Genomic DNA, 12,961 nt, shown 5'->3' with positions numbered 1-12,961 from the left:
AAGCCTGTTCGTCAGCGTCCCAGACGCCCGCGGACCATGCCGACCATGGAGTTGAGCTCCGCGATCCGCATCCGCTTGGCGGCGACGAAGAAGACGCCGAGCAGCACCGCTCCGCCCACCAGCAGGGCCACCAGCGAGCCGAGGGCCCCTTCGCCGAGCACCTTCAGCAGGGCGAAGCCGACGGCTCCGGAGACGACCGCGGCCGGGAGGGACGCGAGGCACAGCCGGGCGTAGGTGCGCAGCACGTGGGCGCCGTCCAGATCGCCGCCGAGGCGGTTGCGCAGCCGGCGCCAGGCGACTCCGACGCCGACCGCGTAGGCCAGGCCGTAGGAGGCGGCCATGCCGACCACGGCCCACTGGGCCGGGAGCACGACGTAACAGACGGCGGAGGCGGCGGCGTTGACGGCGGCGACGATGACGGTGTTGTAGAAGGGCGTCCGGGTGTCCTCGTAGGCGTAGAAGCCGCGGAGCACGACGTACTGGACGGAGTAGGGGATCAGGCCGAGGCCGAAGGCCATCAGGATGAAGCCCATGCCCTGGGCCGCCTGGACGCCGCTGGAGGCGTAGAGCAGGGTGCACATCGGGACGCCGAGGGCCAGGAAGGCGAAGGAGACCGGCACGATCGCCACGGCCGAGTTGCGCAGGCCCTGGGAGATGTCGTCGCGGACGGCGCCGGGGTCGTTGTCCGAGGCGGCGCGCGAGATGCGCGGCAGCAGCGCGGCCATGACCGAGACGGTGATGATGGCCTGCGGCATTCCCCAGATCAGCTGGGCGTTGGAGTAGGCCAGGAAGCCCGCGCCGTTCTTGCCGGACTCCTCGCCGGCCGCCGTGGCGAGCTGGGTGACGACCAGGACGCCGGCCTGGTTGGCCAGCACGAAGAGCACGGTCCACTTCGCCAGCTTGACCGTCTTGCCGAGTCCGTGGCCCTTCCAGTCGAAGCGGGGGCGGAAGCGGAAGCCGGTCTCGCGCAGATACGGGATCATCGCCAGGGCCTGCACGGCGAGGCCCAGCAGGGTGCCGATGCCGAGCAGCCGGATGCCCTCGTCGGGGATGGTCGAGACGCCCATGTGGGATTCGGCGGAGGTGCCGTAGACCCAGATGAACAGGCCGAACGTGGCGATCATGACGATGTTGTTGAGGACCGGGGTCCACATCATCGCGCCGAACTTGCCGCGGGCGTTCAGGATCTGACCCATCACCACGTGCACACCCATGAAGAAGATCGTGGGCAGGCAGTAGCGGGCGAAGGTGACGGCGACGCTGTTGGCCGCCGCGTCGTCGGCGATGGTGTTCGACATCAGCCGGATCAGCAGCGGGGCCGCGAAGACGGCGATGGCGACGATCGCGCCGAGCGCGACCATCACGAGCGTCAGCAGACGGTTGGCGAACGCCTCGCCACCGTCCTCGTCGTTCTTCATGGAACGGACCAGCTGCGGCACGAAGACCGAGTTGAGACCGCCGCCGACGGTGAGGATGTAGATCATCGTCGGCAGGGTGTACGCGATGGTGAAGGTGTCACCGAGGAGCGCGGCGCCGAGGGCGCCGGTGATCACCAGGCTGCGGACGAAGCCGGTGAGGCGGGAGACGAGGGTGCCCGCGGCCATCACGGCGCTCGACTTGAGCAGACCGGAGGCGCGGCCGGACTTCTTGGGGGCGGGCGCGGGCATGGGGTCGGGCTCCGTCGCGGGCGGAGGCACCTGTCCGGGTGTCTGCTGGTCCCGGTAGAGGTGGGCGAAGGCGTCCGGCTCCGGCGCGTCCTCCCCCGCCCGGGTCACCAGGTCGTCGACCCCGGTGAACTGGACCGTCCGGGCGTCGTCGCCGTACGGCAGGTGACGCGAGGGCCCGTCGGGCTCGGGCGCCGGGGTCTGCGCCCAGACCCGCGGGTCCGGGGCGTGCGCGGGCGCGGCGGGCTGCTGGTAGAGCGGCTGGGGCTCCGCGTAGGTGCCCGGCGGGGGCGGCGGGTGCGCGGCGCGGTCGTAGAGCGCCTCGGTCACCGGGTCCTGCGCGGAGAGGTCCCGGCCCTGGTACGGGTCCTGGGCGTAGGCGTCCTGGACGTACGGATCCTGGGCGTACGGGTTGTGCTGGTCCGGCGTGTACGCGTTCTGCTGGTTCGGTGCGTACGGGCCGGGCGCGGGATGCTGCGGCGGCGGCACCGGCATGGGGCCGGGTGCCGGTGCCGCGGGCGTCCCACCGGCGGGCGCGGTGCCGCCCGCGGCCTGACCGCGGTCACCGTCGTACGGCGCGTTCATCGTTACCCCACCTCATCGTCCCCGGCCGACCGGCCACGACATCGCTCAACGGTCCACTTTCTCACCCGGGCCCGACGGGTCGCCGCTTTCGGGACCGGTGTCCGGTGTCGGGTCACTCGGCTGCCCGGGATCGGCGTCCCCGGAGCCCTCGGCGGCGCCCTCCGCGCCCGCGTCGGCCTCCGCTTCCGCCTCGGCGTCGGTCCCGGCCTCCGCCTCCGCTTCGGCCTGTGCTTCCGCTTCGGCGTTACGGGCGGCGGCCCGCTTGCGCTGGGAGTACATCCGGACGCCGGCCAGCACCAGCAGGAGCACACCGCCCGCGATGACGAGCATCACGGTGGGGGTGATCTCGGAGACCTTCACCGTGAAGTGCATCGGCGGACCGTACGGCGTGCCGTCCTCCGTGTACAGCTGGGCCGTCATCGGGACCGGGCCGTTGGCGTTGGCCGAGGCGGTGAACTTCACCGACTGGCTGTGTCCGCCCTCGATCTTCACCGGCCGCTCGGAGGCGCCCTCGCCGTCGAGGTTCAGACGGGTCTTGTTGCCCGAGGACAGCCGCAGCACCAGGTGGTCCACCCCCTGGAGCAGCTTGTTCTGCACCGTCACGGGGATCGTGGCGCTCCGCCCGGAGAGCACCAGGTCCGACTTCTTGATCAGCTCCACCTCGCGGGTGAGGCTCGCCAGGTACTGCTGCACCTCCTGGCGGTAGAGCGCGGCCGAGGCCCCTTCGCCCCGCCAGGAGGTGGACATCTCACGGCTGATCGCGTTGGTGAAGGGCGGCACGACCCGCTCGGGGGCCGTCAGGATGACCTTGAAGTCGTCCAGCCCGTCGCGGGTCTGCTTCATCTCGAGGAACGCCTCGGCGTCGAGCTCCTGGGCGCGCAGCTTCTTCGGGTACGCGCCGCTGCCCGGCACCCGGGAGGCGGCCGGGTCGGACGTGACCGCCGTGGCGGCCGCCAGCAGATCCGTCGGCTGGGTCCAGCGCTTCGCCGCGCCCTGCAGCACCGTCGCCATGGCCTGGGCCTGCGCGATGCTCGGCATCCGCTGCGGGGCGACGACGAGGGTCCGCTGGTCCTCGGGCCGCTCCAGGGTCACCGCGAGCGACTGGGCGAGGAAGTACTGGACGGCGAGGGTGGAGCTCTCGGCCCGGATCAGATCGCCCTCGAAGGCGGTCGAGAGCGCGGCGTCGCTGACGACGGCCGTGGTGCCGCCGCCGACCGGGCGGGCCGCGTCCGGCGTGTACGGGAGGTCGTCGCGGAAGCTGTCGCTGCGGGCGATCACGTTGTGCGCGCCGGCGGAGGTGGCGACGGACATGATCGAGGGGTCCACGGCGCCGTCGACGGGCCAGGAGAAGTCCGTGGAGGGCTTCACGTGGAGGATCGTCTCGACGGTGGTCGAGGCCAGCGCGGTCGCCTGCTGGAGGTGGCTGAGCGAGCCGGGGACGTCCTTGCCGCGGTGGGCGAGGGAGGCGAGGTCGGGGTCGGCGAAGGGCAGCGCGACGATCTTCTTGCCCTGGACCGCCTTCTCCAGGGAGTCCAGCCACTTCTCGGCGATCGCCTGGTGCTTGCCCGCGACCTCGGTCTTGCCGTTCTTGACCAGGTAGGGCCCGGTCATGAGGTCGATGCTGGCCAGCAGGTCGGGGTCGATCACCCAGGTGACCGGGAGGTTCGCGCCGAGACTGACCATCTCGTGCAGCCGGCCGCCGGGGGCGAGGTCGGCGGCGAGGTCGTCGTTCTCGAAGACCGGGGTCTGCTGGATGTCCGGCCCGGTCTCCGCGGAGACATGGGTGGTGGAGATCAGCGGCCAGAGATAGCTGAGCTGCGTCTTCTTCTCGGCGTCCTCGGACTGGTACGGCAGGAAGGTCCGCTCGATGCCCAGAACCCGGCCGTAGGACTGGCCGCCGGTGCGGCCGGTCAGGGAGACCCCGAGCTGGTAGACGCCGGACTCGTCGAGGCCGAGCTTGGAGACGGGCACCGAGAGCGTGAAGTCCTGGCTCAGCCCGGCGCCCAACTTGGGGATGGTGACCTTGTAGGAGCCGCCCAGCGGATAGGGGTCGCTGCCATCCCGGTAGCCGCGGCGCTCGGAGACGTCCTCGATCTCGCTGCGGCTGGTCATCCGCGGGCCCACCCGCAGATCGACCGTGGCGTCGGTCACGGCCTGCTTGCCCTTGTTGGTGACCGAGCCGGTCACCGTGAGCGTGTCGCTCTCGACCGGGGCGCTCGGCGTGAGCGTGTCGACCGACACATCGACGGTTCCGGTGGCCCGCGCGGTCTCGGCGGCCTCCGCCTCCGGGGCGGTGAGCCCCGGGAGGAGTCCGGCCAGCAGTGGGGCCGCGACGGCGAGGGTGATCAGGCGCCGCAGGCGGCGGCGGGCAGGTGAGGGACCGATCCCCTGGATAGCTGCCGCCTCGGCCACGCGTCGCCCGTCCTCGTCGTTGTCTGTGGTGCCTGTGGTGTCAGTGGTTCCCGGTTGCTGTGTCCAGGCATGGTAACGAGGCACGCGGCGGGCAAGTGCCGGGGACTGCTCCAGCCGATCCGGCGAAGGGGGTCGGCACGGGGTTTCCGACCGCTGTCCCCCGCCTAAAACGGGGCCATCGGTACGAGCCGAGGCACGTACCCTTTTCTGTTGTGCCGAACGCCAATGAAGAGACCCCGAACGCACTGAGCCAGGTGCAACGCCGTGCGGTCAGTGAACTACTGCGTGTGTCCCCCGTCGCCGACGATCTGGCCCGTCGCTTCAAGGAAGCCGGGTTCAGCCTCGCGCTGGTCGGCGGCTCGGTCCGCGACGCGCTGCTCGGGCGGCTCGGCAACGACCTGGACTTCACCACCGACGCCCGCCCCGAGGACGTACTGAAGATCGTCCGTCCGTGGGCCGACGCCGTCTGGGAGGTCGGGATCGCCTTCGGGACGGTCGGCTGCCAGAAGGACGCCCGGGTCGGGGACGTGGCGCAGCGGTTCCAGGTGGAGATCACCACCTACCGCTCGGAGGCGTACGACCGCACCTCGCGCAAGCCCGAGGTCTCCTACGGCGACTCCATCGAGCAGGACCTGGTCCGACGCGACTTCACCGTCAACGCCATGGCCGTGGCCCTCCCCGAGAAGGAGTTCGTCGACCCGTACGGCGGTCTGGAAGACCTCGCCGCCCGGGTGCTGCGGACCCCCGGGACCCCCGAGGAGTCCTTCTCCGACGACCCGCTGCGCATGATGCGCGCCGCCAGGTTCTCGGCGCAGCTGGACTTCGAGGTGGCCCCCGAGGTCGTCACCGCCATGACGGAGATGGCCGAGCGGCTGGAGATCGTCTCCGCGGAGCGGGTGCGGGACGAGCTCAACAAGCTGCTGCTCTCCGCCCATCCCCGCAAGGGCCTGGGCCTGCTCGTGGACACCGGTCTCGCCGCCTATGTGCTGCCCGAGCTCCCCGGGCTGCGGCTGGAGAGCGACGAGCACCACCGGCACAAGGATGTCTACGAGCACTCGCTGACCGTCCTGGACCAGGCGATCGACCTGGAGGAGGACGGCCCCGACCTGGTGCTGCGGCTGGCCGCGCTGCTCCACGACATCGGCAAGCCCCGGACCCGCCGCTTCGAGAAGGACGGACGCGTCTCCTTCCACCACCACGAGGTGGTCGGGGCGAAGATGACGAAGAAGCGCATGACGGCGCTCAAGTACTCGAACGAGATGATCAAGGACGTCTCGCGGCTGGTCGAGCTGCACCTGCGCTTCCACGGCTACGGCACCGGCGAGTGGACCGACTCGGCCGTCCGCCGGTACGTCCGCGACGCGGGCCCGCTGCTCTCCCGGCTGCACAAGCTGACCCGCTCCGACTGCACCACGCGGAACAAGCGCAAGGCATCCGCCCTCTCCCGCGCCTACGACGGGCTGGAGGAGCGCATCGCGCAGCTCCAGGACCAGGAGGAGCTGGACTCGATCCGTCCCGACCTCGACGGCAACCAGATCCAGGAGCTTCTGGGGATCCGCCCGGGTCCGGCCGTCGGCCAGGCGTACAAGTTCCTGCTGGAGCTGCGGCTGGAGAACGGGCCCATGGAGCACGACGAGGCCGTGGCCGCGCTCAGGGAGTGGTGGGCCGCTCAGAGCGAATCGCAGGTCGAGTCGGCGAGCGAGTAGGGCCGACAGGGCGAGCAGAGCGTTTGCCGCTGATCCACGTGCGCGTTGCCCACGCGATGTTTCACGTGAAACAGCGAAAGCACGGCACCGGCGAGGGGCGATGTTTCACGTGAAACATCGCCCCTTCGTCATGCCGCCCGCCGGGAGCGCCGGACGGACCTCGCCAGCGCCAGGGCGGTGCCGGCGTAGAGCAGGGCCACGAGGATCACCAGCAGGGCGGAGCGCCCGTCCGGGGGCAGCATGAGCGCCGCGACCCCGGCCGCCCCGACGAAGGCGACGTTGAAGAGCACGTCGTACAGGGAGAAGACCCGCCCGCGATAGGCGTCGTCCACGGAGGTCTGGACGACCGTGTCCGTCGCGATCTTCGCCCCCTGGGTGACCAGCCCGAGGAGGAAGGCGGCGACCAGGAAGGGCGTCCGGGCGAAGGTCAGACCGAGTGCCGGGGTGAGCACGGCGGCGGCTCCCGCGCACAGGGTCATCCAGCCGAAGGGCCCCAGCCGGCCGACGGCCCAGGGGGAGAGCACGGCCGCCGCGAAGAAGCCGGCCCCGGAGGCGGCGACGGCGAGGCCGAGCACGGCCAGGCCCTCCGATTCGGTGGAGCTCCAGGCGTACCGGCAGAGCATGAGCACGGTCACGAAGAGGGCGCCGTAGCAGAAGCGCATCAGGGTGACCGCGGCGAGCGCCCTGGCCGCGGGGCGCCGCTCGGAGAGATGACGCAGCCCGCTCGCCAGCCCTCGGGCGGTGGACCGCAGCGCGCTCGTCAGCCGGGGCTGGACGCGGTCCGGGTCGGGCCCGAGGAGGGCGCGCGGCATCCGCAGCGAGACGAGCGCGGAGCAGAGGTACAGGAGGGCGCCGAGGAGGACGACGGCCGCGTCCGAGCCGTCGGCGAGCAAGCGGACGCCGAAGGCCAGTCCGCCGCCCAGGGTGGCGGCGAGGGTCCCCGCGGTCGGGGAGATCGAGTTGGCGACGACCAGCCGCTCGTCGTCGACGACCCGGGGGAGGGCGGCCGAGAGCCCGGCCAGGACGAAGCGGTTCACCGCCGTGACGGAGAGCGCGGAGGCGTAGAAGAGCCACTCGGGCGGGGAGGCGAGGATGAGGAGCGCGGTCCCGCAGGCGAGAACGGACCGCAGCAGGTTGCCGTAGAGGAAGACCTGGCGCCGCTGCCAGCGGTCGAGCAGGACGCCGGCGAAGGGCCCGACGAGGGAGTACGGGAGGAGCAGCACGGCCATGGCGGAGGCGATGGCCGCGGGGCTGGTCTCCTTCTCGGGGGAGAAGACGACGTAGGTGGCCAGGGCGACCTGGTAGACCCCGTCGGCGCACTGGGAGAGCAGGCGTACGGCGAGCAGGCGGCGGAAGTTCCGCAGACGCAGCAGGACACGCAGATCTCGCACGACGGACATGGCAGCAAGACTCACATACGAAGAGGGCCCCCGGGCAGTGCCACGGGGACCCTCGTCAGCGAGCCGCTGGACCGTCAGGTCAGCGCTCGACCTCGCCCTTGATGAACTTCTCGACGTTGGCGAACGCCTCGTCGTCGAAGTACTGGACCGGCGGGGACTTCATGAAGTACGAGGACGCCGAGAGGATCGGGCCACCGATGCCCCGGTCCTTGGCGATCTTCGCGGCGCGCACGGCGTCGATGATGACACCGGCCGAGTTCGGGGAGTCCCACACCTCGAGCTTGTACTCGAGGTTCAGCGGGACGTCGCCGAACGCGCGGCCCTCGAGGCGGACGTACGCCCACTTGCGGTCGTCGAGCCACGCCACGTAGTCCGAGGGACCGATGTGGACGTTCTTCTCGCCCAGCTCGCGGTCGGGGATCTGCGAGGTGACGGCCTGCGTCTTCGAGATCTTCTTGGACTCGAGGCGGTCGCGCTCGAGCATGTTCTTGAAGTCCATGTTGCCGCCGACGTTGAGCTGCATGGTGCGCTCAAGACGGACACCGCGGTCCTCGAACAGCTTGGCCATCACGCGGTGCGTGATGGTCGCGCCGACCTGGGACTTGATGTCGTCGCCGACGATCGGGACACCGGCCTCGGTGAACTTGTCCGCCCACTCCTTGGTGCCGGCGATGAAGACCGGGAGGGCGTTGACGAACGCGACCTTGGCGTCGATGGCGCACTGCGCGTAGAACTTCGCGGCGGCCTCGGAGCCCACGGGGAGGTAGCAGACGAGCACGTCGACCTGCTGGTCCTTGAGGACCTGGACGACGTCCACGGGGGCCTCGGGGGACTCCTCGATGGTCAGGCGGTAGTACTTGCCCAGCCCGTCGAGGGTGTGACCACGCTGGACCGTGACGCCCTTGTTCGGGACGTCGCAGATCTTGATGGTGTTGTTCTCGCTGGCGCCGATGGCGTCGGAGAGGTCGAGGCCGACCTTCTTGGCGTCCACGTCGAACGCGGCCACGAACTCCACGTCACCGACGTGGTAGTCGCCGAACTGGACGTGCATGAGGCCGGGCACCTTGGACGCCGGGTCGGCGTCCTTGTAGTACTCGACGCCCTGCACCAGCGAGGCGGCGCAGTTGCCCACGCCGACGATGGCTACGCGAACCGAACCCATTCCGGTTGCTCCCTGTGTGTCGTGGAAGCCCTGCTGACGCAGGGATTCACTTTGCGGTGTCGTCGGACGGATCCGGCCGGGTACTGCCCCCGTGCCGGGGCAGGCCGCCCGTTTCTCCAGAATCGTTGTCGTGCCGAGCGGCGCCCTCGGGGGCGTCGGGACGTGATCGCTGATCCCGTCCCGCCCGCTCGCTCTCGATGAGCTCGTTCAGCCAGCGCACTTCGCGCTCCACGGACTCCATTCCGTGGCGCTGGAGCTCAAGCGTGTAGTCGTCCAGGCGCTCGCGCGTCCGGGCCAGGGAGGCGCGCATCTTCTCCAGGCGCTCCTCCAGCCGGCTGCGGCGGCCTTCCAGCACCCGCATCCGCACGTCGTGCTCGGTCTGGCCGAAGAACGCGAAGCGGGCGGCGAAGTGCTCGTCCTCCCAGGCATCGGGGCCGGTGTGGGAGAGGAGCTCTTCGAAGTGCTCCTTACCTTCGGCCGTCAACCGGTAGACGATCTTGGCGCGGCGTCCTGCGAGTGAAGCGGCGAGCGCGTCCTCGGGGGCGCTGCCCGGCTCCTCGATCAACCAGCCGTTGGCGACCAGCGTCTTGAGGCAGGGGTAGAGGGTCCCGTAGCTGAAGGCCCGGAAGATGCCCAGGGAGGTGTTGAGCCGCTTGCGCAGCTCGTACCCGTGCATCGGGGCCTCGCGGAGCAGGCCGAGAACGGCGAATTCGAGGATTCCCGAGCGCCTGCTCATCCGTCGCCTCCTCCGCTCTCGCTACTCGTCTCTGGGGACCGCGAAACTCTTATGCCGAGTCGATGTGCCGCACTGATGTATCGACTCGATACATCCCGACGATAGAACGGCCCCCCTGCCTCGACAAGTGGGGCGCGAGTGACCGGCGTCACATCGTCAATTCATAGCGTTCGACTTGTCCGAATTGGGGTGAACTCCGGCCCAAGGTGGGTTTTGGCCGTGCGTAGTCTGTGCGCCATGCAGACCACCGGGAACCGAACGATGCCGCGGGGCGTCAGTGAAGCGGGTGACCGGCTGCGGCACGGTGGGGCTTTTTCCGAGGTCCCGCCGTGTGCATTTCGGGGGGACCGGAACTCAACTGCCGCTTCCAGGCGTACGCGCCTGCCCGAGGAGTAGTCGTTCGATGAGCGAGCACCGTCGCAAAATGCCGCAGCAGCAGCCGCCGAGTGGCGGTCGCGCTGCGGCCCGGCGCGCGGCCCAGCAGCCGATGGGCCGCAGGTCGGCCCAAGGCCGTGACGTCGGTTCGGGGTCCCCTGAGGACTCCTACGGACCGCCTTCCGCCCATGGGGAGGAGGCGCGTCCCTACGGGGGCCGCGCCGAGGCCCGGCGGGCCGCCCAGCGGGGCGGGCGCCGGCGCGCCCCCGAGGCCGGCGGCCCCGGCGGGCCCCAGGGCCCCGGCGGCGGGCGCCGCGGCGGCGGTGGCGGCGGACAGGGCGGCGGTCCCGGCCGGGGCCGCGGCGGCGGTCGTCCGCCCGGCAAGAAGCGGATCATCGACTACCCGCGCCACGACAAGTACGGCTGGCGGCGCTGGGTGCCCTCGTGGCGGCTCACCACGGGCCTGTTCCTGGCCTTCTGCGGCGGCCTGATGGGCGCGGCCACCCTCGCGTACTTCATGGTGGGCATCCCGGACGTGGACAAGTCCGCGGTCGCGCAGAACAACGTCTTCTACTGGTCCGACGGCACCGTGATGGCGGCGACCGGCGGCGAGGTCAACCGGCAGATCATCGGCATCGAGCAGATCCCCAAGGCGATGCAGAACGCGGTGGTCTCGGCCGAGAACAAGACCTTCTGGACCGACTCGGGCATCGACCCGATGGGCATCGGCCGCGCCGTGTGGAACATGGCCAAGGGCGGCGAGACCCAGGGCGGCTCGACCATCACCCAGCAGTACGTGAAGAACAACCGGCTCAACGACCAGTCGCAGACCGTGACCCGCAAGGTGAAGGAACTCTTCATCTCCATGCGCGTCGGCAACGAGCTGAAGAAGCCCGAGATCATGGCGGGCTACCTCAACACCTCGTACTACGGCCGCGGCGCCTACGGCATCCAGGCCGCCGCCCGCACGTACTTCAACAAGAACGCCCGGGAGCTCGACCCCAGCCAGTGCGCCTTCCTGGCCTCGCTGCTCAAGGGCGCGACCTACTACGACCCGGCCGGCTACCCCGAGATCGACCCGCAGGCCAGCGCCCAGGCCAACCGCGCGCGAGCCGAGAAGCGCTGGAAGTGGATCCTCAACGAGATGGTCAAGGACGGGCACCTGACCGCCACCGAGCGCGCGAAGTACAAGACCTTCCCCACGCTGAAGCCCCGCACCCCCGGCGCCCAGCTGGGTGGCCAGGTCGGCTACCTGGTGCGCACGGCCGAGGCGAACTTCCTCAACAACAACGACAAGGGCATCGACGCCCCGCAGCTCGCCACCGGCGGCTTCGAGATCCACACCACCTTCGAGAAGAAGAAGGTGCAGGCGCTCGAGAAGGCCGTCAAGAAGGTCTACGACGAGCACATCAAGCCCGACAAGCGCCCGGACACGGACACCCACGTCCAGTTCGGCGGCGCCTCGGTGGACGCGAAGACCGGCGCGATCCTGGCGATCTACGGCGGCACCGACGCGACCAAGCACTTCACCAACAACGCCGACCAGACGGGCGCCCAGGTCGGCTCGACCTTCAAGCCCTTCGTGCTGGCCGCGGCGATGCGTGACGGTGTGCGGGACAAGAAGCTGAACAAGGTGCAGGGTCCCTCCTCGCGCACGATCGTCGACCCCGACAAGAGCATCTACAACGGCCAGAACAAGCTGAAGATCCGGAACTACGACGGCACGATCTGGCACGACGAGAACGGCAAGGAGTGGCTCCAGGTCAACGACGACGACCGGAGCTACAAGAACATGACCCTGCGCGAGGCGATGGAGCGCTCCGCGAACTCGCCGTACGTGCAGCTCGGCATGGACGTGGGCATCGACAAGGTCCGCCAGTCGGCCGTCGACGCGGGTCTCCTGGACTCCTCGCTGATCAAGGCCGACGTGCCCTCGTTCTCGCTCGGCATCTCCTCGCCGAGCGCGATCCGCATGGCCGGCGCCTACGCGACCTTCGCGAACAACGGGCAGCAGAACGACCCGTACTCCGTCACCAAGGTGACGCAGAAGGGCGAGGTCGTCTACGAGCGGAAGTCCGCGCCGAAGCAGGCGTTCACCACGGCCGTCGCCAGCAACGTCACCGACGTGCTCAAGGACGTCGTCAAGAAGGGCACCGGCAAGAAGGCCGCGCTCGAAGGGCGCGACTCGGCCGGCAAGACCGGTACGACCGACGGCAACAACTCCGCCTGGTTCGTCGGCTACACCCCGCAGATCTCGACCGCCATCGACATGTACCGCTTCGCGGACGACGAGACGATCAAGAACCGCAAGTTCGAGTCCATGTTCGGCACCGGCGCCCAGCCGAAGATCCACGGTTCGTCGTTCCCGTCGCAGATCTGGCACGACTACATGACCGACATCCTCTCGGGCACCGAGGCCGTCGACTTCCCGGCGCCCGAGGACCTGGGGGCCGAGGCGGTCTTCGGCGGCGGCGCCGTCAGCCCGACGCCGACCCCGACCGAGACGGCGACCGAGTCCCCGTCGGCCACCGCGACGACGACGCAGTCGCCCACCACGAAGCCGACCAAGACGGCGGACCCGGGCAAGACCTGCTCCGTGTGGGACTGGCCGTGTGAGCCCGACGGCGGCACGTCCAACGGCAACGACAACAACGGCGCGTCCAGCGGCGGAGCCACCACGACACCGCCGCCGACCCCGACGGACACCGGGTCCACCGACCCCGCGTCCAACGGCGGCCCCGGCGGCGGCAAGCCGAACGGCGGCACCAGCTGGGGCGGCCTGGGCGGCTAGCCGCCCGGGAAAGCCCCCGGCCCGGCGGCCGGCGGTCACGTCGAGGGCCGCCGCGCCCGGTCCGTACACCACGTACGGAACCGGACGCGGCGGCCCTCACCGTTTTCCCAGGCCCGTACGGCAGGATGTC

Annotated in this window: 7 protein-coding genes; 2 read left to right on the top strand and 5 right to left on the bottom strand. The window is 70.2% G+C overall.

The features are described 5' to 3' along the window. Window positions 1–11: 11 nt before the first annotated feature. Window positions 12–2,249 carry a murein biosynthesis integral membrane protein MurJ gene (murJ, locus tag AB0C99_RS01335; RefSeq protein ID WP_362467987.1) on the bottom strand — a complete coding sequence of 746 codons (2,238 nt, stop codon included), beginning with the start codon at window positions 2,247–2,249 and terminating at the stop codon, window positions 12–14. 45 nt (window positions 2,250–2,294) lie between these two features. Next, a complete protein-coding gene (locus tag AB0C99_RS01330) occupies window positions 2,295–4,661 on the bottom strand; it encodes a DUF6049 family protein (RefSeq protein ID WP_362467985.1) in 2,367 nt (788 codons plus the stop codon). 212 nt (window positions 4,662–4,873) lie between these two features. On the opposite strand from AB0C99_RS01330, the gene AB0C99_RS01325 reads away from it, so the two are divergent. Further along, window positions 4,874–6,367 carry a CCA tRNA nucleotidyltransferase gene (locus tag AB0C99_RS01325; protein ID WP_362467983.1) on the top strand — a complete coding sequence of 498 codons (1,494 nt, stop codon included), beginning with the start codon at window positions 4,874–4,876 and terminating at the stop codon, window positions 6,365–6,367. A gap of 128 nt (window positions 6,368–6,495) precedes the next feature. On the opposite strand, the gene AB0C99_RS01320 is transcribed toward AB0C99_RS01325, so the two are convergent. The 3 genes from AB0C99_RS01320 to AB0C99_RS01310 form a co-directional block, all read right to left on the bottom strand. Beyond that, window positions 6,496–7,767, bottom strand: a complete 1,272-nt coding sequence (locus tag AB0C99_RS01320; protein WP_362467981.1) for an MFS transporter — start codon at window positions 7,765–7,767, stop codon at window positions 6,496–6,498. Between the two features lie 79 nt (window positions 7,768–7,846). Then, window positions 7,847–8,929, bottom strand: a complete 1,083-nt coding sequence (locus AB0C99_RS01315; protein WP_362467979.1) for an inositol-3-phosphate synthase — start codon at window positions 8,927–8,929, stop codon at window positions 7,847–7,849. A gap of 46 nt (window positions 8,930–8,975) precedes the next feature. After that, window positions 8,976–9,665 carry a PadR family transcriptional regulator gene (locus AB0C99_RS01310; RefSeq protein WP_362467977.1) on the bottom strand — a complete coding sequence of 230 codons (690 nt, stop codon included), beginning with the start codon at window positions 9,663–9,665 and terminating at the stop codon, window positions 8,976–8,978. Window positions 9,666–10,068: 403 nt separating this feature from the next. Here AB0C99_RS01310 and AB0C99_RS01305 point away from each other — a divergent pair, with 403 nt between their 5' ends. Continuing rightward, the gene (locus tag AB0C99_RS01305) at window positions 10,069–12,831 is read left to right on the top strand and encodes a transglycosylase domain-containing protein (RefSeq protein WP_362467975.1); all 2,763 of its coding nucleotides are present in this window, start codon (window positions 10,069–10,071) and stop codon (window positions 12,829–12,831) included. Window positions 12,832–12,961 lie beyond the last annotated feature (130 nt).

The organism is Streptomyces sp. NPDC048659 (genome assembly GCF_040650575.1).
In the GTDB taxonomy this organism is placed as follows: Bacteria; Actinomycetota; Actinomycetes; order Streptomycetales; family Streptomycetaceae; genus Streptomyces.
This window is presented reverse-complemented; position numbering and strand designations above follow the sequence as displayed.

Excerpts from the sequence above, each read along its gene's own strand:
- AB0C99_RS01310 (WP_362467977.1), bottom strand. The coding sequence starts at position 9,665 with ATGAGCAGGCGCTCGGGAATCCTCGAATTCGCCGTTCTCGGCCTGCTC.
- AB0C99_RS01305 (WP_362467975.1), top strand. The coding sequence starts at position 10,069 with ATGAGCGAGCACCGTCGCAAAATGCCGCAGCAGCAGCCGCCGAGTGGC.
- AB0C99_RS01315 (WP_362467979.1), bottom strand. The coding sequence starts at position 8,929 with ATGGGTTCGGTTCGCGTAGCCATCGTCGGCGTGGGCAACTGCGCCGCC.
- murJ (WP_362467987.1), bottom strand. The coding sequence starts at position 2,249 with ATGAACGCGCCGTACGACGGTGACCGCGGTCAGGCCGCGGGCGGCACC.
- AB0C99_RS01320 (WP_362467981.1), bottom strand. The coding sequence starts at position 7,767 with ATGTCCGTCGTGCGAGATCTGCGTGTCCTGCTGCGTCTGCGGAACTTC.